The 24,396-nt window shown below is 41.7% G+C and carries 10 protein-coding genes; all 10 read right to left on the reverse strand.

Going from position 1 to position 24,396, the window contains the following annotated elements; translation table 11 throughout:
• Positions 1–340: 340 nt before the first annotated feature.
• The 10 genes from J3L18_RS10865 to J3L18_RS10910 all read right to left on the reverse strand — a co-directional run bounded on the left by J3L18_RS10865 (position 341) and on the right by J3L18_RS10910 (position 24,378).
• Positions 341–2,755 carry an ABC transporter permease gene (locus J3L18_RS10865; protein WP_129571560.1) on the reverse strand — a complete coding sequence of 805 codons (2,415 nt, stop codon included), beginning with the start codon at positions 2,753–2,755 and terminating at the stop codon, positions 341–343.
• A 289-nt stretch (positions 2,756–3,044) separates the two neighbouring features.
• Positions 3,045–5,441: an ABC transporter permease gene (locus tag J3L18_RS10870; RefSeq protein ID WP_129571561.1), complete on the reverse strand. Its 2,397-nt coding sequence runs from the start codon at positions 5,439–5,441 to the stop codon at positions 3,045–3,047.
• Between the two features lie 107 nt (positions 5,442–5,548).
• Positions 5,549–8,017 (reverse strand): ABC transporter permease, encoded by a 2,469-nt coding sequence (locus tag J3L18_RS10875; RefSeq protein WP_129571562.1) that lies wholly within the window; start codon positions 8,015–8,017, stop codon positions 5,549–5,551.
• 100 nt (positions 8,018–8,117) lie between these two features.
• On the reverse strand, positions 8,118–10,538 hold the full coding sequence (locus J3L18_RS10880; RefSeq protein ID WP_129571563.1) for an ABC transporter permease: 2,421 nt from the start codon (positions 10,536–10,538) through the stop codon (positions 8,118–8,120).
• A gap of 105 nt (positions 10,539–10,643) precedes the next feature.
• Positions 10,644–13,103, reverse strand: a complete 2,460-nt coding sequence (locus tag J3L18_RS10885) for an ABC transporter permease (RefSeq protein WP_208102463.1) — start codon at positions 13,101–13,103, stop codon at positions 10,644–10,646.
• 164 nt (positions 13,104–13,267) lie between these two features.
• Positions 13,268–14,305 carry a DUF4097 family beta strand repeat-containing protein gene (locus J3L18_RS10890; RefSeq protein WP_129571565.1) on the reverse strand — a complete coding sequence of 346 codons (1,038 nt, stop codon included), beginning with the start codon at positions 14,303–14,305 and terminating at the stop codon, positions 13,268–13,270.
• 190 nt (positions 14,306–14,495) lie between these two features.
• Positions 14,496–16,871 carry an ABC transporter permease gene (locus J3L18_RS10895; protein WP_129571566.1) on the reverse strand — a complete coding sequence of 792 codons (2,376 nt, stop codon included), beginning with the start codon at positions 16,869–16,871 and terminating at the stop codon, positions 14,496–14,498.
• A gap of 88 nt (positions 16,872–16,959) precedes the next feature.
• On the reverse strand, positions 16,960–19,383 hold the full coding sequence (locus J3L18_RS10900; RefSeq protein WP_129571567.1) for an ABC transporter permease: 2,424 nt from the start codon (positions 19,381–19,383) through the stop codon (positions 16,960–16,962).
• Positions 19,384–19,466: 83 nt separating this feature from the next.
• Positions 19,467–21,887 (reverse strand): ABC transporter permease, encoded by a 2,421-nt coding sequence (locus J3L18_RS10905; protein WP_129571568.1) that lies wholly within the window; start codon positions 21,885–21,887, stop codon positions 19,467–19,469.
• 100 nt (positions 21,888–21,987) lie between these two features.
• Positions 21,988–24,378, reverse strand: a complete 2,391-nt coding sequence (locus J3L18_RS10910; RefSeq protein ID WP_129571569.1) for an ABC transporter permease — start codon at positions 24,376–24,378, stop codon at positions 21,988–21,990.
• Positions 24,379–24,396: the final 18 nt, after the last annotated feature.

A 24,396-nucleotide genomic window follows, 5' to 3' on the forward strand; every position in this document is an offset into this window, starting at 1 on the left:
GTACAGTAATTTTCGAAACTGATGTAAAAGCTATACCAAAACCAAAATCAACTGAATATCAATTATTTAAATCAAATAAAAAACATCAACTGTTCGTAAGTGTAACACCTTGTGTACGGTATTGATACAGTGAGTTTAATTTCGGATTTGGGATGTTCGATTTAGAAATTTATTTTCCGGTCACCTCTACCCTCCACTGGCGCAAGTGTTGTGTGCAGGCAACTGTAAGGCTCACTTGTGCCCTCGCCGGTTAAATAAATAATCACGCAAAGGCGCGAAGACGCAAATTTATTTTTAGAATTTTCGTGTCTTTGCGAGAAATAATCTATAAAAATAAACTCTATTCTCCCGACCTCAAACTCTCAGCAGGGTTTGCCATCGCTGCCTTAACGGATTGAAAACTTACTGTGATAAATGCTATCAGCAGCGCTACAAAAGCAGCCAGCACAAATACCCACCATTGAATATCTATCCGGTAAGCAAAATTTTGAAGGTATTTGCTCATCATAAGCCAGGCAATAGGCGATGCCACAATAACAGCAATCAGTACCAATTTCAGAAAATCAACAGAAAGCAAACCTGTTATATTGGTTACCGATGCACCAAGCACTTTACGGATGCCGATCTCTTTGGTACGCTGAAGCGTTAACAGCGATATCAGGCCAAGTAAACCAAGGCAGCTGATAAAAATGGCAATTATCGCGCTCGAGATGATCAGCTTATTTAACAGATCTTCCTTTTGATAAAAATCGGCTATTTGCTGGTCGAGAAAGCGGTATTCAAATACATTATCCGGATAAACAGCCTGCCACTCTTTCTTAATACGGTCGATAACAGCTGAAGGGTTACCCGAACCGATTTTTACGCCTGCATATTGATATCCTTTTCTGAAGGTGGAAATATATTCGGGTGCTATAGCTGTGTATAATGATTTGGCATGAAAGTCTTTAACCACACCTACTATAACTCCCGGATTGTTGGATAAATCCCCGGCGGTAAAAAACCTGCCGATAGCTTGTTTCGGGTCTTTTAAACCTAATTTATGTATCAGCACTTCGTTAACCAGGTATTCACGGGCGGTGTCGGCTTCAACAATATTGCGGCCCGCAATTAACTGCATTCCAAAAGTTTTAACATAGTCGGCATCACCTATCTGAGTATACCCAACAAATTTTTCCCAGTCGCGGGTATCAAATTTAATTGATCCGCCTTTATCAGCAGTAGAAGATGGCGCACGATAACAAAATGAAATACTTTTTATCGCAGGATCGGCCAACAACTGGTTACGCAAATAATTGGTTTTACTTTTATCATTATCTGGCACCGGAATCATTACAACGGCATTTTTATTAAAACCGAGGTCAGCAGTTTTAAGATATTTAACCTGCATGGCTATCAATATCGTGCTAATGATAAGCACCTGGGCTATTATGTTTTGAACCACAATTAAACCTTTACGGGTAAAACCAGCAGCGTGCGTTTTACCGCCAACCTGGTTTTTCAAAGCGTTTACAGGCTTAAACCTGCTTAATATCAGTGCGGGATATGAACCGGCAGCTATTATGATAATGACTAAAACAACTACAGTAAAACCAGCAAGACGATAGTCATTAAAAAGCTTAAAGCTCAGTTGAGTTTGCAGCCAATTATTCAACACCGGGATGGCTGTAATCACCATTACAAATGATAACAATGCCGCAAAAACTACGATACATGATGTTTCGGAAATAAACTGGATAAATATCGCTCCTGGTGAGCTGCCTAAAACTTTGCGGGTACCTATCTCCTTGGCCCGCTTAAAGCTTTGGGCTGTAGCCATATTGATGAAGTTAACGCAAGCAATAATAATGAGCAGCAAACTAATTATACCAAGGGTTACCAATAAAGAGCGTTGGATAACACCCGCAAAGCGGCCGTCGAAATGCACTTCGCTTAGCGGAAGCATCATAAAATGGTATGGTTTTGCGGCTTCCGCACCATGTAATTTCACATTCAACCGATTGATATCTTTTTCTACCGATTGCGGATTTGCTCCATCCTTAAGTTCTAAATAAATTGAGTTAGTTGAATTGATAAAGCCCCAGTCATTTTGAAGGCCATTAGCAATATCGGGATAGATATTTTTTAATGTGGCGAGAGAAAGAAACAGATCTGCTTTGATATCAGTATTAGCCGGGTGATCTTTAACAACACCTGTTACCCTGAAGGTATTCTTATTATCAACCCTGATAGTTTTTCCGATAACCTCCTGGCTGCCAAAATACTTTTCGGCAAGATAGTGACTTAAAACTACGGTATTAGGTTCGGTAAGAGCGGTATTCTGATTGCCTTGCTCCCACCCGTAATCGAATAAATTAAAAAAATGGCCATCGGTTATGCTGATATTTTCATGCTCGGCAAACATTTTTTTACCAGCCCCATCATTTTGAGGAATGCTGACATTGATATCATGCATTCGTAATAACACACCTACATCTTTCACCTGCGGATTGTTCGCTTTCACATCTCTTGCCAAAGCCAAAGGCGCTCCCTGGTCATATAACGGCATGCCATCATCAAAAGTAAGCTGGTGAACAACCCTATATACCTGTTTGGCATCATGGTGATAAGTATCAAAACTCAAATGATAGGTAATAAACTGACAAAGTATAATACTGCAGCCTATGCTCAGCGCCAGGCCAAACATATTAATAAAGGTGTAAAACTTATGTTTCCAAAGGTTACGCCAGGCTATTTTAAAGTAGTTTTTTATCATATCAAATACTTTATACGATGATACGCAAAACCCTTTAAATGAGTAGTTAAAATGTGTTAAAGTTAGAGGTTAGAGGTTAGAGGTTAGAGGTTAGAGGTTAGAGGTTAGAGGTTAGAGGTTAGAGGTTAGAGGTTAGAGGTTAGAGGTTAGAGGTTAGAGGTTAGAGGTTGAACGCGTCTACCATTTCTAAGTTTCGGAGTATCAACAACAAAATGCCTTCAAATCATATCTGAAAGCATTTTGCTGTTCGCAAACTGACTGCTGTTCCAAAACCTAATCTCTAACCTCCCTATTCGCTCCTTAAGCTATTTACCGGGTTGGCCAGTGCAGCTTTAATAGATTGGATGCTTACAGTTATTAACGCTATTAAAAGTGCTATGCACGCGGCAACGGCAAAGATCCACCATGTGATATTTGTGCGGTATGCGAAATCCTGCAGCCATTTGTTCATCATGTACCAGGCCACCGGGAAAGCAACGATGTTGGCTATGACAACTGTTTTTAAAAACTCGGCAGATAGCAGTCCTATTATATTTTGAACACTGGCGCCAAGCACTTTACGAATACCTATTTCTTTTACCCGCTGTTCGGCGGCAAAGGCTGCCAGGCCGAGTAAACCCATGGCCGATATTGCAATGGCTATAATGGCGAAAGCGGCTATCAATGTTGACGAACGCTGTTCAGCATGGTAAAGTTTATTGTACCCGTCATCAATAAAACTATAATCAAACGGCTGGTCGGGAACAAATTCATTCCATACATTTTGGGCTATCTTTATAGCTACCGCCGTATTACCTGGAGTTGTTTTAATATAAAAGCTCCGTGCCCAATCGGTATGATTATTAATAAGCATAGGGCCTATCTTTTCATGAAGACTCCTGAAGTTAAAATCTTTCACCACGCCGGCTACTATGCCAGAGTCGCCGTTAAACTTAAACCGCTGCCCGATAACGGGTTTATGAATCCCAAGCTGTTTCACTGCGGTTTCATTCAAAATTACATTATGCTGATCCGAGCCATTTTTATCAAACCAATGCCCGTCGGCCATTTTAAGGCTTAGTATATGTTGAAATTTTTCGTCGGCCGATATGGTGGAAACCGAAGGTTTATAATCAAGTGGCCTGCCTTCCCAATCCATTGATCCTGAAACCTTGTTGCTATTATTAAAAAAGGCATCGTTGGCCGATTGAGAGACCTCAGCTATCGCGCTTTGCTGTGTTAATTCGCTGGCGATGCTTTTTAATTTCGACTCTCTTGTCTTATCGTCTAAGCCAAGCACCTGCCATGGTATAGTCATTACAAAAACATGTTCGCGCTTATAACCTAAATCAGCATTTTTCATAAAATTAAGCTGGCGATAAATGATCATTGTGCTGATGATAAGCATCACAGAGATACCAAACTGCAAAACAACCAGCGTTTTACGGATGCCACCATCTTTAAAATTCAATAACGACCTACCCTTAAACACACTTAATGGCTTAAATGACGATAATAATACAGCCGGATATAAGCCATTGAAAACAAAGCAAACTATCAGTGTACCCAACAATATCAACCATGTAATACCGGATGTTAGTGGTTGTACAAAATGCTTTTCGGTAACCTGGTTAAACCAGGGCAGGCAAATCTGGATAAATAAAATAGCAAATAATAATGATAAGAAACTAACAACCAATGATTCGGACATAAACTGGGCAAAAAGCTGCCTCCTGCCTGCACCTACAATTTTACGCACGCTTACTTCTTTTGAACGTACGCTTGCCCTTGCGGTAGTTAGGTTTACATAGTTAATGCATGCCGTTGCCAAAAGTAAAAAAGCCAGGATCAGGAAGATGTTAACCAATTTGCGGTTGCCGTTTTCAAATGAGGTGCTTAGCAAACCACTTTCAAAATGGATATCCTTGAGGCCTATCACACTCATGGTTGTGTTTTCGCTGCCCTTGTTATTTTTCCTGATAATTTGGGTTAGCTTTTGGCCTACCTTTTTAATATTTACGCCCGGCTGCAGCTTTAAAAATGTGAGGCCGCTATAGTTACCCCAATTGCTCGCCTGTTCTTTTTCATGCGCATTGCTTAGTTTAGCTTCAACCGGGATCAGGATATCGTACTGAAAGCTTGAGTTTGCCGGATTATCCTTAACTACTGCCTGTACTTGATAGTTCATGGAGTCAACCTTTAGCATTTTGCCAACGGCTTCGCCGTTACCGAAATATTTTTTTGCTGTTGATTGTGTGAGGATTAAACTAAATGGATTTTTTGAAAAGCTATCGGCGCTGCCATCAACAAAGTCATAATGGAATACTTTAAACCAATTGGCATCTATATACGCATACTTTTTTTCGGATATCAGCTGATTATTGTGATGCACCGTTATCATATAGCCGGGCCACAAAAATGTATAATTCTTTAAACCGGGTATTTCCTGCTTTGCAACAGGCCCTAACATATAAGGAGACGACTCCCAGTCCCAGACTTCGTCTTTAGTTAGGCTCAATTTCGTTTTTACCCGGTAGATATTATCAACGTCCGGGTGGTAATTATCAAAACTGAACTCGTTTTGTACCCATAGCATAATAAACACCGCCGCGGTGATGCCGATGGTGAGCCCCGCAATATTAATCAAACTAATAGTGCGGTGCTTTCCCAAATTACGGAACGCTACTTTAAAATAATTTCTGAGCATATTAATTAGTCATTGAGTCATTATTGCATAGTCATTAAGTCATTTTGCTTTTCTAAGTCATCAATCAAAATGACCTAATGACGCGAAGCAACTGACTCAATGACCAATTATTCCGAACGTAAACTCTTTGTTGGATTAGCCAACGCCGCCTTGATGGTTTGAAAACTTGAAGTGACCAATGCTGTCAATAACATTCCGCCGCCACTTACCACAAAAATCCACCAACTGATGGTTGTGCGGTCTGCAAAGCTTTCCATCCATTTGTTCATGGCATACCAGGCCAGTGGAGTTACCAATACAAAGGCCAGTACAATGAGCATCACCAACTCGGTTGAAAGCAGGGTGACTATCTGCGCTACTGTAGCGCCAAGTACTTTCCGTACACCGATCTCTTTGGTGCGTTGATTGGTATTATAAATGGCCAAACCTAATAAACCAAGGCAGCTGATAAAGATCGATAAACCGGTTGCCCAGGTTAGCAAAGTTGATGTATGTTGCTCAGCATTGTAAAATTTGGCGATGCTTTCATCAAAAAAGCTATATTCAAAATCATCCTCAGGATAAATTTCTTTCCATGCTTTTTCCATCGATGCAATAACTTTTTTCCATTCGTTGCCTCCAGCGGTTTGCGGCTTAAGCGCTATATGAAAGGTACCATTGTTATAGTAACCATCACTGATCTGAATGCAGGTAGGTTTAATTGGTGAGTGCAATGATTCGGAATAAAAGTCGGCCACTACACCTATGATCTGCATTCTTTTATCGCCATTAAATTTATCAATGTATTTACCTACAGCATCAGCCGGATTTTTAAACCCTATTAGTTTTGCGTAAGTATTATTAATTAAAAATGCCCTGGTACTATCGCCATATTGTATATTACGTCCGGCCAAAAGCTTCAGCTTGTATACATTAATATAATTAGGGTCGCCGTACTTTTCGTACAACTCAATCTTTATTTCCTTTTTGCCATCTATATAGGTAGCTTCCGTAGAATTGGTGCTGGTTGATGATGGAGCGGCCTTACCTGCACTTACCAACTCAACCTGTGGCATTGCCTTTAATTTATTCATAAATACCTGGTTCTTACTAAGCGTTCGATTTTTCCAGGGTGAATTGATAATCAGGATGGCATCCTTTTTAAAACCGAGATTTTTTGTAAGTGCATAGTGAATTTGTTTGCCTACCAGCACTGTAGCCATTATAAAAAACTGGGCAATAACAAATTGAGTTACTGTTAATGATTTACGTAGCCACGCATTACGTGTTTTACCGGTGTTTGATGAAGCCTGATTTTTAAGCACTAAAACAGGTTTGTAGCCTGATAGCAAAGCCGCGGGGTAAAAGCCTGACAATAAGCTTACCACTATTATCAATAAAAACAGAAACACAAAAAGATGGGGCTGGTGTAGCAGGTCAAGTTTAACACCTTCGGCTATGAAATCTTTAAACAGTTTTAATATAGCGGGTGCCAATGCAACGGAAATGATAACTGCCAAAAGGGTTATGATGAATGTTTCGCTCAGAAACTGGGTAATGAGCTGGGCGCGGCTGCTCCCCATTGTTTTACGTACGCCAATTTCCTTGGCCCTTTGAGTGGCCTGTGCGGTAGTTAAATTAACAAAATTAATGCAACCTAATAACAACAGGAAAGCAGCTATAACCAGTAAACCGTAAAGCGTTGTTTTGTTAGCTGGATTACCGGAATCAAATGTTCCATATATACTGTTAAAATGCAGATCGCTCAAAGGCTGTAAGACAAAATTACGTGTGTTGCCCCTGTTTTCGGGTTTTGGAGGATCATTCTTTTTAAGAATAATATTTAGTTGCTTTTCAAAATTAGCTGCAGTGGCGTTGGGCGCCAGCTTAACAAAAAGTATGGATGATGAAGTAGTACCTCCCCAACTGGTAAGGCTTAGTTCGTCAGACAGCGCTTTATTAGCTTTTGCTGTTGAATAAGAGATAAAATCGTGAAAAGTAAAATCGTTATTGCCCTTTAATGGTTCAACAATGCCACTCACGGCCACACTAATAGTATCATAAGTGATTACCCGGCCCATCATCTGGCTATATGACAGCTGAGGGAAATATTTTTTTGCCTGATCTGAAGTGAGTACGGTTTGGTTTGGCGCATTCAAGGCAGTACTGGCCGAACCTGCAAGCCAGTTGTATTTAAACATGCTGAAATACCTGCCATCCGCAAGGATCACGTTATCCTGTAATTTAAACTTAACAGGAACGCCTGCTTTTCCGGGGATAAATATATTAGGCTGATTCAACAGGAAAAATGGCACGGTAAGTTCCACCCCACTCACACCGTTTCTTACGGCCTCGGGCACCGGGCCTGATACGCCGCGGTTATGCGCTTCTTCGCCAGAAAAGGTATAGTTTGATACTACCCGGTAAATGCGGTCGCCGTTATCAAAGTTTTGATTAAAAGTAAAATCAAAATGAACTATCAGGTAAATCACCAGAGCCGAACTGATGCCGATAGATAAACCGATAACATTGATGAAGGTGAAAAATTTATGCCTCCAAAAGCTACGTAATGCGATTTTAAAATAGTTTTTAAACATATTGTCAGGTCATTATATCATTAGGTCATTAAGCCATTTTTGCCTCGCGCTAATCAAAGAATGACTTAATGACGCGGAGCAAAATGACCTGATGATGAATTTATTCAGAACGCAAACTTTTCACCGGGTTTGCCATTGCTGCTTTTATTGATTGATAGCTGATAGTTGCAAAAGCAATGATCAATGCTATTACCCCGGCCATTACAAATACCCACCACTGTATGCTTATCCTGAAGGCAAAATCAAGGAGCCATTTACTCATAGCATACCATGCTATTGGTAAAGCAATTACCGACGCTATGATCACCAGCTTCAAAAAGTCTTTTGAAAGTTCGGTAACAATTTGCGGGATACTTGCACCGAGTACCTTGCGCACACCAATTTCTTTTACCCGTTGTGATATGGTGAAGGCCGAAAGTCCGAATAAGCCTAAGCAAGCAATGAAGATAGCCAGGCCTGCAAATATGCTGAACAGATGGCTTTGTTGCTGCTCACTTTCGTACAATCTCTGGATACGCTCGTCAATAAACCCGTACCGGAAAGGTTTTTCGGGCTGGTATTTTTTCCAGGTTTCCTGGAGGGTTGCCAATGCTGCGTTGACATTTGATCCTGAAATTTTAACCGAGGTTCTGCCGTAGTTGTTATTGGCAAATGCGGGCATCTCCATTAATAACGGAATGATGTTTTGATGTAAAGATTCAAAATGAAAATCATCGACCACTCCTATCACTTTGCCCCTTGTGCTGCCATAGCTCATATCCTTGCCAATGGCATTTTCAGGAGTTTTCCAACCCAGCACCTTTACCGTGGCCACATTAATCACAAAATTATTGCTGTCGGTAGCAAAATCCCTGCTAAAATTTCTGCCGGCGGCCATCTTGATACCATAGGTTGAGATAAAGCCATAATCGGTATTGATACATTTAATATCAGCTTTAACAGGCAAAGCCTTATCTCCGTCAAAAACAGAAGCGCCCTGGTCATCCAGCAATCGTCCTGATGGAATACGAGATGAGCGGCCAATATCTTTTATAAGCGGATCGCGCAATATATCGGCCCGGAATGCTTCAAACTGGTTAGCAGGGATACCGCCGTTTAGCAACACCACATGATCTTTATTAAAGCCAAGTGATTTGGTTTGAATATATCTTAACTGCTGAAAAACGATTGTAGTGGCAACGATGAGGATTATTGAAATTGAGAACTGAACAACTACCAACACTTTGCGGAAAGAAAGGTTGCCCGAACCTACTTTGAGAATGCCTTTCAGAACTTTTATAGGTTTAAATGACGACATAAAGATAGCCGGATAAATACCGCTGATCAACCCGATAACAAGCGGCAACAATAATACCGAAACTAAAATTACCGGTTGAAATAAACTATTGATTGAAAGGCCAAGTTCCGAAAGCTGATTGATAAGCGGCAGCAGCAACCATGTTAAACTCAAGGCCAGTACAAGCGAAAAATAAGTGATCAACACAGATTCGCTTAAAAATTGAGTAATAATCTCTTTTTGCTGTGCGCCTATCACCTTACGAATCCCAATCTCTTTAGCTCTAAGCGTTGAGCGGGCGGTAGACAGGTTCATGTAGTTGATACAGGCTATCAGCAAAATAAACAGGGCGATGGCCGAAAAAATGTAAACCCTATTGATATCGCCATTTTGTTCTACCTCATCGTCGAGATGGGAATGCAAGTGAATATCCAGGAACCGTTGAATATGCAACTGGGTGAATTTTGATTGCCGCGGCTGCCCGGGAGAATTCATATACTTATCTATGAATGCCGGAAATTGCGAGCTGATACGATCTATGTTATAATTATCGGGCAGCAAGAGATAGGTAAAAAATGAGTTATTGCCCCAGTTGGTTTGTAAGGCATTTCTGCCGTAAATTTTATCATCGTTCAGAGTATTGAAAGAGAGCAGCATTTGCGGGTGCATTTGCGAGTTAGCCGGGAAGGGCTTAAAAATACCGGTAACCTTAAAATTGGCGGTATTATCAAGCCTGATCTCCTTATTTATCGGGTCTTCGTTTCCGAAGTATTTGTGTGCCATCTCTTCGGTCATCATTACCGTATAAGGCTCGTTAAGGGCACTTTTAGGATCGCCGGCAACAGTTTTCAGATCAAAGAATTTAAAAAAGTTCTCGTCGGCAAAATATGATCCGGTCTCGGTGAACAACTTTTCCTTATAACGCAAAACCACATCGCCATTAGGAAACAATCGGGTAACCATTTTAATATCCGGAAACTCGTTTTTAAGCAATGGGCCAAATGGCGGCGCTACCGCACCCAAATGCAGGTTAACAATGCCATCGCCGGTATTAAAACTCCGGCTTACCCGGTAAATATTGGGGGCGTTGTGATTAAACTTATCATAACTAAGCTCTTTAACTATATAAGTTAAAATAAGCAAACAACAGGTTAACCCTATGGTTAAACCAAATATGTTGATGAACGAAATAAATTTATGCCTGGCAATATTGCGAAAGGCACTCCGTAAATAATTCTTTATCATGGTTATTTCATTAAGTCATTTTGTTTGGTCATTGAGTCATTAAATCATTTTTTTTCTTGCCCGCGTTTCAATGACCTAATGACGCAAAGCAAATAACCCAATGACCTATTCCGATCGTAGGCTTTTAACCGGATTAGCCAAAGCCGCCTTAACCGATTGAAAGCTTATAGTAACAGCTGCAACTATCAACGCTATAGCGCCTGCCAGTAAAAATACCCACCATTGGATGCTGATGCGATATGCAAAATCCTGCAGCCACTTGTTCATGGCAAACCATGTTACCGGGAACGATATGACAGAAGCAATAACGATGAGCCTCAAAAACTCCTTCGATAACATGACTGTTATATTCCCGGTTGATGCGCCCAGCACTTTGCGAATGCCGATCTCTTTAACCCTAAGCCTGATCATGAAAGCTGCGAGGCCGAATAAACCTAAACTGGCAATGATTAGAGCCACGCAGGAGAATACTGTAAATATTTTGCCGGTTTGCTGCTCAGAGGCATAAAGTGACGCGTATTGCTCGTCAAGAAATGAATAACTGAAAGGTGCCTCCGGTCTGAAATTATCCCATTCGGTTTTAAGGCTCGAAATCAGAGATTTTACATCAGCAGTTTTAACCTTCAAAATTAATGTACCTGTACTATGCCCCGATAAAAGCATTAATGGTGCTATTTTTTGCCTGGCCGAAGCGTAATGAAAATCTTTAACCACACCTACAACCTTGTATTGCGCACGCGCCGAGCGCACAATAGTTTTACCTATTGGATTGGTATTACCCCATCCCAGGCCTTTTACTAAAGCCTCGTTAACCACAACCGACATCGAATCGCCGGGGAAAGATTGATAAAAATTACGTCCGTTGATAACTTGTAAACCTAAAGTTGGCACATAACTTTCATCTACGTGGTAGATATTGGTATGAATTTCGGCATGGCCACCTTTATCGTCAAATTCTTTAGCGTCTATCTGGGTACCGTCAACACCATCCAATTTACCCGGTACACTGCTTGAGATGGTAGCATTTAACACCTGCGGATTACGCAAAAGCTGATTTTTAAAGGCATCGATATTGTGGCCCAAAGTGTAGGCATCATTAACTACCAATACCTGATCCTTATCATAACCCAGCTTTTTGTTTTGCATATAGCGCAATTGCTGATATACCACAAAAGTTGCTATGATAAGCGCGGTGGATACCGCAAACTGAAAAATGATCAACCCGCTGCGCAGAATGCCCTTTCCTTCGGCTTTTGTAGCACCATTGCCTTTTAAAACAGCGATGATCTGGAATGATGACAGAAAGAACGCCGGATAGATGCCTGCCAGAATGCCAACTAAAAAAGCTGTAACCAATTCAACAAGCAAGGCCACAGGGCTCAGGAAAAACCCGAGTTCGATATGTTTCCCCGCTAAACCATTGAACAGCGGCAACAGCAGGTATACAATACCCAATGCCAACAATAAAGCCCCCAAGGTTAGCATAACCGACTCCGTAAGGAACTGTGAAACAAGCCCGCTTTTTTCAGAACCAAGCACTTTACGGATACCCACTTCTTTTGATCGTTTGGCCGAACTTGCCGTTGAAAGGTTGGTAAAATTGATGCAGGCCAATATCAATATAAAAACTGCCAGCGCACCAAATATATACACATAATGAATATCCCCATTGGGCTCCAGTTCATATTTGGTTGCAGAGTGCAGGTGAATATCACTTAACGGTTGCAGGAAAAACAGGAACGTATTGACAGATTTACTTGCCTGTGCTATGCTTGCGCCCATATCATGAGCAATTTCGGGCACAACAAATTTCCGTACCATTTCCGGAAAAGCGGCTTCCAGTTTTTTAGGGTCCGCATTTTTATTCAATACTACATAAGTAAAATAGCCAATGTTGCTCCAGGTTTGTTTTTTATTTTCAACAAAGGGGACCATATTCAAAAATGCATCGCCATGAAAGTGTGAATCATCGGGTATTTTGTCAATTACCCCCGTTACCTTATACGGCTGACCATCAATAGTAAGGGCTTTCCCTACAGCTTCCTGGTTGCCAAAATATTTGGTAGCCATAGCCCTGGTGATCACCATGCTGTTAGGATCAGTGAAGCAGGTTTTATCATCACCGGCTACCAATGGTATCGAAAACAGGCGAAAGAAATTGGCATCTATCATCTGCACATGCTCTTCCTTAAACTGCCTTTCGTTATATTTTATAAAAACCGGCCCACGACCGGCAAGCCTTGTAGTCTCAAGCACTTCAGGAAACATATTTTTAATCCCCTGTCCTACTGCAATGTCAACCAACGGGTATTCGCTTACGCCATTGTTTTCAATAGAGCGCAAACCTATGCGGTACATTTGTTTGGCTTGCACCGGATATTGATCATAATTTAATTCACTATATACATAGGCACAAATAAGCATACAGCAAGCTAAGCCCACAGACAGGCCAAACACATTAATAAATGAAAATATTTTGTTCCGCCTTAAGCTTCGCCAGGCGGTTTTGATGTAGTTTTTGAACATGAGTGTACGGTTAACCTGTTTAATAGTTTTAAAATGCATACCAATAAATCAAGACATTAATTATCAATCAGTTATAATTTATTTCTTAATAAAACTGTACGAAGACGTAACACCATGTGTTCGGTTATGATACACTACAAACAACGCAAAAGGCCTGTCGCTATTTGAGCAACAGGCCTTTGCAATGTTCTTTATTATCGGTATTAGTTTACGTTAAGATTAACACGACCATTACCCCTTACCTCAACAAGGGCTCCCCCACCGTTAAGTTTGCCTTCCACCCTTTCTTTATCCTTGCTGCCCGAAAAATTGTCGGCAAGATTTGTTTCTATCTTATCGGCACGCAAATCAAGATTAAGACCTTGTTTTGATGGTAACTGTAAATCAACATGGCCTGAGCTCACATCAATTTTAACAGATTTACCTACACTTAAAAACTGCGCATGAAAACTGCCGGCGCTTGTTGAAGCATCAAGGCTGCATGATAAATCTGTAAGGTTAATGCTGCCGCCAGATGTACCGGTAATGAAATCTCCGTCGATTTTATTGCCGCTGATACTACCGCCACTGGTTGTAGCTTTGATATCGCCTTTTAAACCATCCAAATGTAATGAACCGCCCGAAGTTTCAAGCCTGATATGGCCTATGCAGTTACGGGCTTCGATACTGCCGCCTGAGGTTTGCAGATCGATACTTTCTTTTGAATCGCTTACATGAATGCTGCCGCCTGAAGTACGGCCTTTAATAGTGCCTGTAATTTTATCCAGGTGTAAACTGCCGCCGCTGGTTTCAAATTGCTGTGCACCGGTTAAATTATCAAGGTGAATACTGCCTCCGCTGGTATTTAGATTAGTTGCCACACTACCGGGTACATACACACGGAACGAAATACTTAATGATTTCTTCCAATCCCAGTTGCCATCGTGCTTGCTTTTAGCTTTGGCATGCAGCTCCCCGCCGTTAACATCAATGCTCAGGTCATAATTTTCGTCAAGACGCTTTTTGATCTCTTCTTTAGGAAGGTCATTATTACCATTATTACCTTGTATAAAAACCTCAACTCTCGGTTCTTCGCCCGATGCGCCACTAACGGTAATACTGCCGCCCGAAGTATTAACAATTACATTTTTCACGGCCTGTCCTGATAATGATTTGGTGAGGTATGGTGTTTTCTGATTATTTTGTGCAAAAGCGCTGCTGCCAGCACAGGCAACAAATAACACAAGTAAATACTTTTTCATAATAATGATCTTTGGTTTATATATAATAAGACCAGGAGTTTAGCAAATACGTTGCATGGTGCTGAAAATAAATTCAGGCTACCTAATAATGACAGAACATCATAAAAAAGCCCGTGGGGACACGGGCTCAGGGTATTTTCTATTTCTTCACCTGCTACTGCAAATTGCCGCTGCTATCTGCAAACTGATCTCATTCGCTTCTCAAACTGCGGATAGGATTTGCAAGTGCTGCCTTTAACGATTGAAAGCTAATGGTAAGCACTGCTATAACAAATGTAAGCAAAGCCGCCAAACCAAAGATCCACCAATGAAGAGGTGTTTTGTAAGCGAAACTTTGCAGCCATTTATCCATGCTGTAATAACCCAGGGGGATAGCTATCACAGTAGCTAATAACACCGGTTTCAGTAGGTCTTTTGATATCAGGATAAGGATATTTTGTACCGATGAGCCCAATACCTTACGGACCCCAATCTCCTTGGTACGTTTCGCCGCGGTAAACGAGGCTAAACCAAACAAGCCTAAACAAGCTATAAAGATTGCCAACCCTGAAAATATACTTAACATGGTCTGCTGCCTGATATCGTTGCGGTAAGTAGTATCAAACTGCTGATCAAGAAAGCTGTATTCAAACGGATAAACGGGCGCAACTTCGGCATAAATGTTTTTGATAGCAGCCAAACCGGCCTGGATATCCCCGGATTTTAGTTTGATTACGGCTACGCGCCTGTCTTCGCTTGGCGATATCACCAGGGCATCCATGTTTTCTTTAAGTGAAAGGAAGTTAAAATCTTCAACTACACCAATGATGGTGCGGCGGCTACTATCACGCACCGTATTTTTAATCCATTTACCGATAGCCTGCTGCGGCGTAAAACCCAGTTCTTTAGCCGCTGTACGGTTGATCAATACCGAGTTCGTAGTATCAGTAGCAAACTGTGATGAAAAATCCCTGCCGGCAATGATTTTCAGGCCAAATGTTTTTACATATTCAAAGTCGGCAAATTCCGACCTGGATTTGAACGTTTCATGCTGACCTTCAACCTCAAAACCCTGCATATCGAAAAAGCCGCCCGGCTCGCCCGACATCAGGGATACCGACTTCACATAGTCCGAATTTTGCAGCTGGTGTTTAAATGTTTGCCTGTGATCATAGATGTCATTATTATCAATCTTCACAATAACCGTTTGCTCTTTGTCATAACCTAATGATTTGTTTTTCACATACCGCATCTGGTTAACGATCACGATAGTGCCAATAATAAGCAACACCGAAATACTAAACTGGAACACGACTAACGTTTGCCTGAAGAACGCTCCGCCTTTCCCCAGCTTCAGCTTGCCCTTCAAAGCTTCGATAGGCGAAAAGGCCGACATAAATATCGCTGGATAACTCCCAGCAAGGAAACCCACAAATAAGATAACACCCAGAAGGAACAGGTAAATCGGTGCACTGTCCCAGGAAACGGTAAGCTGATAACCCAGCAGACTGTTGTATGCAGGCATTAATAGTAACAATAACCCAATGGAAAGCATACAAGAAATAAGCGCCAGCAACAACGACTCGCCAATAAACTGCCATACCAAATGGTTCCGTAATGCGCCTAAAACCTTGCGCATGCCAACCTCTCTTGAGCGTTCAACCGCACGGATGGTGGCCAAGTTCATAAAATTGATACAGGCAATGATCATGATGAGCACAGCTATCGAAATAAAGATAAATACCACGGTTTTATCGCCATGCTTTACGTTATCAAACGATGATGCATTTTCAAAATAAATATCTTTGAAGGGTCTCAAGCTTAGGTTAAATTTAGTACCGAAGCGCTTCATATCTTCGCCCATGTACTTTTCCATAAACTGCGGAAAATGGCTTTCCAATGCAGCTGGGCTACTATGTTCATTCAACAGCAGGTAAACAAACAAGCCATTGTTAATCCAAACATTAAAGCCGGGATCGCGGGTATAGTTGGCAATCGGTACTACTAAATCAAAATCAAGGTGAGAGTTTGAAGGTACGTCTTTTGCAACACCCGTTACTTTTAACTGCAAACGTTTATCCATCTTCACCACTTTACCCATCGCATTTTCAACGCTGCCAAAATATTTTTTTGCTGTGGTTTCAGTGAGTACTACGCTACCCGGATTATTTAGTGCCGAAGCTGCATCCCCCCTAAGCAACGGGAAGGTAAACAGGCTGAAAAAATTGGAATCAACTGCATAAACTTTCTTCTCGTTGAATGATTTTTCACCAAAAGAGATCAAATTATTTTGCGGCGAAACGCGTACAGCCATTTTTACATCCTGCGGAAAATCATTCAGCATAGCAGGCGCATAAGGTCCTGACAGGTATGAGGTAGGTGCTTTCGCTTTATCAAAACCACGCATCACCCTGTAAATGTTTTTGCCCTGCTTATGAAAATTATCCACACTAAACTCATTCATGATATACAAGAATATCATCAGGCAAACGGTTATCCCCATGGTTAACCCCAAGATATGGATCAGCGAAAATGCTTTATTACGATAAAGGTTCCGCCACGCTGTTTTTAAATAGTTTCGTATCATTAGTTCATTGGTACTTATCGCTTACTTTTATCTGCCTGCTGGACTGTATCTGCTACTGTAACCTGCTGCTGCTATCTGCCAACTAATTTTATTCATTTTTCAAACTCCTAACCGGGTTGGCCAGTGCCGCCTTGATGGATTGAAAGCTGATGGTTACAAAAGCGATCAACACGGCCAAAACAGCAGCCAATACTATTACCCACCATTGTATGTTTTGCCGGTAGGCAAAGCCCTGCAACCATTGCTGCATGGCGACCCAGGCAACTGGAATGGCTATCACTATTGCTATCATTACCAGTTTGATAAAATCTTTTGACAGCATACCTACTATAGCGCCTACATTAGCGCCAAGTACTTTACGGATGCCTATCTCCTTAGTGCGCTGTTCGGCCGCATATGCCGCAAGGCCAAACAAACCTAAACAGGCTATCACAATTGTTAAACTTGTAAATATGATGAATATGGTGCCCATCCGCTGTTCCGCACGGTACGATGAATCAAAATCGTCATCCATAAACGAATATTCAAACTCCTTACCCGGTTTTATAGATTTCCATTTGTCGCTGATCATGACCATCAGTGCGGTGATATTAGCGGTATTTACTTTTACACTTAAGGCGCCTTTATCCTGCCCGTACATTAATATTACCGGGCTTACGTTGTTGCGCAGCGAAGCGAAATTAAAATCCTTAATAACACCTACTATATGATATTCTTTAAAAGTTTTGGCCATATTATCCATAGGCAAATACATAGGCTTATTAAGCGGATCGCGTACGCCCATGAGTTTGGCAGCAGTTTCGTTAACAATCATAGCTGCCGAATCGGTTGGCATCTGGCTTGAGAAATTGCGCCCTTTGGTCAATTTGATACCTAGAGTTGGCAGGTAGTTGTCGTCAACTACCCAGGTTTGTGCAAGCACTGCTTTTTTAGGGTCGAGCCCGCGTTCCTGGAAAACACTGCTGCTGTTCCGGTAATCAGAAGTTGGCAAAAAGCCTGTCATGGTTACCCCCATTACGCCGGGCAATTGCTTTACCTCATCTCTTAACACCTTGCTCTTGTTGCCAAGGTCATACACGCCATGAATCACCAATACCTGGCTGCGGTTATAACCAAGGTCTTTATTCTGAATATATTTAAGCTGATTATAGATCACCAGCGTACCAATGATGAGCACTATCGATATAAAAAACTGGAACACCACCAATGAACTCCTTAACATGCCACCCTTAAAGCCAGAGGAAAGCTTTCCTTTTAAAACATCAATTGGCTGAAATGCGGAAAGAAAAAATGCAGGATACGAACCTGCCAGGAAGCCGATCACCAAAACCATAACCAGCAAAGCGGGAATCAGCCAAATCAATGAACCCATATTAAGCTCCATGGTTTTACCCGCAATATTATTGAATACCGGCAACAGAAAATAGGCCGTCAGCATGGCTATCACCGTAGCGATAAACGTTACCATGATAGACTCTGACAGGAACTGGGCAATGAGTGACTGACGCCTTGAACCAAGCACCTTGCGTACCCCTACCTCCCGGGCCCGGTTTGCAGAACGGGCGGTTGAAAGGTTCATGAAGTTTACACAGGCTATCAGTAAGATAAAAATCGCCACCGCGCCAAAAATGTACACATACTGGATATTCCCGTTATGGTCAAGCTCCGACACCAAGTTTGATTTAAGATGGATATCCTTCAATGGCATAAGGCTCAATTGGTATTTGTTGCCTGAACCTTCAAACGAATCAAAAGTGAGATGTAAGATACTTTGCAATTGCGGACCCGCATATTTGTGCATTAACGCAGGAAACTTGTCTTCAAACTTTTTGGCATCCACACCTGGTTTTAGCAGCACATAGGTATTGAAATTATTGCTGAACCATGCCCCATCTTTGCTTTCGGCATTTGATGCCATCGACAGGAAAAAATCATAACGAAAATGAGATTGCCTGGGCAGATCTTTGATTACGCCGGTAACCTTATAAAGCAGCTTTTCATCAAACGTAAAGGTTTTACCCATTACCTGCGTGTTGTTAAAATAACGTTTGGCCGTACTTTCAGTGATAACCACGGTATTTGGTTCAACCAGCGCCTTTTTGGGGTCGCCGGCTATCATAGGCAGGGTAAATACATCAAATAGCGTTGAATCGGCCAACACCATCCTGTTTTCGTGAATGGTTTGGTTGCCTTTTTTTACGTTATAACCGCCGCGTTGCAACAAACGGCAGGCACGTTCAACCTCGGGATAATCGTTTTGAAATACAGCAGCCAACGGCGACGGCGACGAAGCATAGCTTTGATCGATACCGCCAAATTTAATCTGCATATTGGCGCGATAGATCCTGTCGGCCTTAACATTGAACTTGTCATAGCTCAGCTCATCAACCACATAAAATATAATGAGTAAACATGTGGCCAGCCCAAGGGCCAAACCAAATACATTAATCGCGGTGAATCCCACATTTTTTTTCAATGTGCGAAATGCAGTTTTAAGGTAATTTCTAAACATGGTTCATTGGTTCAATTGTTCATTAGTTCATTGGTATCCTCCTGTTACGTAACTGCTAACTGCCACTGCAAACGGCCTACTGCCTACTCATTTTTAAGGCTGTTAACCGGGTTTGCCAATGCTGCTTTTATAGATTGGAAACTTACTGTTACAATAGCTATTAACATGGCGCCCGCACCTGCCAGCACCAGCACCCACCATTGTATACTGATGCGGTAAGCGAAATCCTGCAGCCATTTGTTCATTAAATACCAGGCTAAAGGGGTTGTAATGGCTATGGAGATCAATACCAGCTTTATAAAATCTCTGGATAAGGTATTCACTATGGCGGATACACTTGCACCAAGTACTTTACGGATCCCGATTTCTTTGGTACGTTGCTCGGCGGCATAAGCGGCTAAGCCAAACAAACCAAGGCAGGCAATAGAAATAGCCAGCACGGTAAATATGATAGATATGGTGCCCGTACGTTGCTCGGCGCGATAATTGGCATCAAAGTCCTGATCCATAAACGAATATCTAAACTGGCTTTGTGTCATACCCTGCCATTTGGTTTTTATCTGATCGATGAGGGGCGGTAAATTAGTTGTACTTACCCTGATACTCAGATTTCCACTGTCTTCGTCCATTAAAAAAATCATCGGACTGATATTTTCTCTCAGCGAGTTGAAATTAAAATCCTTAACAACGCCTATGATATGATAAGCTTTTATGTGATCCCTGTTGCCATCCATATTGCGGTACAGGGTTTTATTAACAGGATTGCTAAAGCCTAAAAATTTGGCCGCGGTTTCGTTGATAACCAATCCGGTAGAATCAGTTGGCATACTTGTAGAAAAATCTCGCCCGGCAGAGATCTTCATGCCCAGGGTGCTAATGTAATCGGCATCAACCCGCCAGCTTTGCGGAAACAAGGCTGTTTTCTGATCGCCCGCAGCCTCTTTATAAAAGATAGACGTTCCCCTGTTTTTACCGGTTGGCAAATAACCTGTCAACGTTGCGTTAACCACATCTTGTAACTGCTTCACCTCATTTTTGAAGGTTTTGGCATGGCTGCCCAACTCAAATGCATTATTGATAACAAGCACCTGATTACGATTATATCCCAGGTTTTTGGTTTGAATATAATTGAGTTGATTATAAATAACGATGGTACCAATGATGAGGAATATCGAAATAGAAAACTGGAATACCACCAATACACTCCTAAGCATGCTACCTTTAAAACCGCCGGCCAGTTTACCGCTTAGCACATTAATGGGCTGAAATGCCGAAAGGAAAAAAGCAGGATACGATCCGGCAGCAAAACCTACAACCAGTACAATTAATAGTAAAGCAGGAAGCAACCAGGCTAAGGTTTGCACACCAACAACCAACTCTTTGCCCGATACCTGATTAAACAACGGCAATAAAAGTAACACAGTAAAAAAAGCTATAACTGCCGCTGCCAAAGTCACCAACACAGATTCAGTTAAAAACTGGGCTATTAAATATTTACGCGGGGAACCTAAAACCTTGCGTACACCAACCTCCCTTGCCCTGCTGGCTGAACGTGCTGTTGAAAGGTTCATAAAGTTGATGCCCGCTATGAGTAATATAAATATGGCGATGGCCGAAAATATATAAACATATTGCGCCGAACTGTTGCTGCCCAACTCACCGGTACGGTTTGAGTGCAAATGGATATCGGTTAACGGAGTTAGGTTAAGCCTGAAATAACTGCCGCTTTTTTCAAAATCGGCAATATTTACGTGCAGCGCTGTTTGCATTTGGCTTTCGCTGTATTTTTTCAGAAGAGCAGTCAATTTTTTCTCAAAAAACTTGTAATCTGTACCAGGTTTCAACACCACGTAAGTGTTATAATCACTCCTCAACCATTCCGGAGAGCGGCTGTCAGGCCAACTCGCCATCGACATAAAAAAATCAAAATGAAAATGCGATTGCTTTGGCAAATCTTTGATAACCCCGGTAATTTTCAATAATTGGTTGTTATCAATGGCGAGCGTTTTACCAACAACATTGGTGCTGTTAAAGTATTTTTTAGCTGTAGTTTCGGTGATTACTACTGTATTTGGCTCCTTCAAAGCCGTAGCCGGGTTACCATTGATCATGGGCAACGTAAACACGTTAAAAACCGATGGATCGGCATAAACGTTGCCATACTCCAATATGCTTTCGTTGCCTTTTTTTACGTGGAAACCTCCCGCTACTTTAAGCCGGGTTGCTTCATCTACTTCAGGGAGATCTGTTTTTAAAGCCTGAGCTAACGGCGGCATTGCAACGGCATAAAGTACATTATTGTTGCCAAATTTAAGATCTTCATTAACCCGATACGTACGGCTGGCTTTCTCGTTAAACCGATCATAACTCAACTCATCAGCCACGTATAGCACAATCATAAGACATGTAGCCAGCCCAAGGGCCAGCCCCAATATATTAATAACCGTAAACCCCACGTTTTTACGCAGGGTACGGAAAGCTGTTTTTAAGTAATTTTTAAACATAAACCCCTCCTAACCTCCCCAAGGGGAGGAATTTTAATTAATTATTTTATATCATAGTCCACACTTTAAGCCCTCTCCTTTGGAGAGGGCTGGGTGAGGTTTATTCGTTTTTAAGGCTTTTAGCTGGATTAGCATTTGCTGCCCTTACCGATTGTACACTTACTGTTATGAAAGCGATGATCACAGCCAGGATACCCGCTACCGCGAAGATCCACCAGTTAATATCAACCCGGTAAGCGAAACTTTGTAGCCATTTGCTCATGCCATACCAAGCCAGCGGCGATGCTATCAGCGTGGCTATTAGCACCAGCTTCATTAAATCTTTTGACAACAGTGTAACTATAGAGGTTACACTTGCTCCCAAAACTTTCCTGATGCCAATTTCTTTTACCCGTTGCTCGGCAGTAAAAGTGACAAGGCCAAACAAGCCAAGGCAAGCTATACTGATAGCCAATATGGTGAATATGAGCAGGATGTTGCCCTGCTTTTGTTCGGATTGGTATTGTTTGGCAAAGTTCTGATCGAGGAAATGAAACTCAACCTTGTTTTCGATATCAAAACGGCCGTAAACTTTGCTGATATAGTCGAGGGTCGAAGGAATGTTGTTTTTACCAATCCGGATATACATATTATCCTCGTCGTTGGCAGTAAAGGGCAGGTACAACATCATTGGCGCAACTTTGTGCTGCAACGAATAAGTGTTAAAATCTTTAACTACACCAATTATTTTCCGGCTGATCACATTGCCCTTATCGTCTACCCCAACCCTTACCGAGCGACCGATGGCATCCTTCCAGCCCATTTCGTTAACCAGCGTTTGGTTTACAATAATGGATTCAAGCCGGTCGGTGCTCATCTCCGATGAAAAATTGCGCCCTTTGGCCAGTTTCACCTGCAGGGTTGGGATGAAATCCTCATCGATTATAAGGTTCTCCACCATTTTTGAATCGGAATTGGCTTTCCCATCAGCGCCGATATTGAAATTACTTGAACCGATATCATTATTGCCAATTGGATTGCCGGCTATACCCACAGCCTCGACAGCCGGATTTTGCAATAGCTGACTTTTAATAGCGGCAATTTTTGTCCGTGCCGATTTGTCGCTGATATGAAAGGTAAGCGTTTGGGCTTTATTAAAGCCAAGGTCCTTGTTCATCACATAATGTAGCTGCCTGTAAATAATGCACGAACCGGCTATCATAACAATGGTAATAACAAACTGAAATACTACCAATGATTTTCTGAACATGATAGTAGCGGCCTGACTGCCTATTTGTCCTTTCATAGCAGCAATAGTGCGGAACCCCGATAAGAACAATGCGGGATATAAACCGCTTAAAATACCGGTAGCAAACGCAAATAGACCGAATAGGATAACCGTTTTGCTAAATCCAAACTGTAAGAGTATAAGGTTTTTACCAGAGAGCATATTGAAATAAGGTGATAAGAACTGCACCATTACAGATGCTATTACAGCTGCAATCAAAGTAAACAAAACTGATTCGGCAAAAAACATGATGATCAGCTGTTTTTTGCTGGAGCCAATTATCTTGCGCACACCTATCTCCCTGATCCTTATGGATGAACGTGCTGTGGTAAGGTTTACATAATTAATAACGGCTATAGCCAATATCAGCAATGCAACAATACTAAATACATATACGTAAGTGATATTACCGTTGCTGCCCAACTCATAATCAAGATTGGAGTTAAGATGGATAGATGTAAGTGGCTGCAGTTCCATACTGTATTGCATAGCACCAAGCGTTCCTTTCAGGTATTTATTAAAAAACACATCGGAGCCAGCCTGAATTTTTTTAAAATCATCATGGTTTTTCAGCAATACGTAAGTGTAGATATGCGAATTAGCCCAGCCATCGGTATATCCCTCAGGTAATGAGCGAAGGGCACTGAAACCGAAATGTGAATTTGCAGGTACATCATCAATTACACCGGTAACTGTACTTGGGTTATTTTCGATGAGTATTGTTTTATCCAGGGCATCCGCAGCGTTACCGAATATTTTTTCGGCAAGGGTTTTAGTAAGTACAATGCTTTGCGGCCTGGTCAAAGCGGTATTTGGATCGCCGGATAAAAAGTGATGGGTAAAAAGATTAAAGAAGCCTTTATCTGTAAACAACATCGCGCCCTCGTTAATCTGCTTTTCGCCATAAGTGATCCTGCCACCGCCTTCGGCATCAATGCGAATAGCGTCCTCTACTTCGGCATAGTCGTTTTTTAAAGCGGGGGCATACGGCGGCGAAGTAACTGCAAGATTGAATTTACCGCCATTCCATGTACCATGTTGAACAACACGAAAAATCCGGTCAGCTTTAAGGTTATAACGATCGTAACTCCATTCATCAACCACATAAAGGCTAATGAGCCAAAAAGCAGCAATACCTGTAGCTAAACCGAAGATATTGATAAACGAAAAAACCTTGTGTTTGATGAGGTTTCTCCAGGCTATTTTGATGTAATTACGTAACATGGCAAATGGTTTATACCA

It is taken from the genome of Mucilaginibacter gossypii, from assembly GCF_017569325.2.
Taxonomy (GTDB): domain Bacteria; phylum Bacteroidota; class Bacteroidia; order Sphingobacteriales; family Sphingobacteriaceae; genus Mucilaginibacter; species Mucilaginibacter gossypii.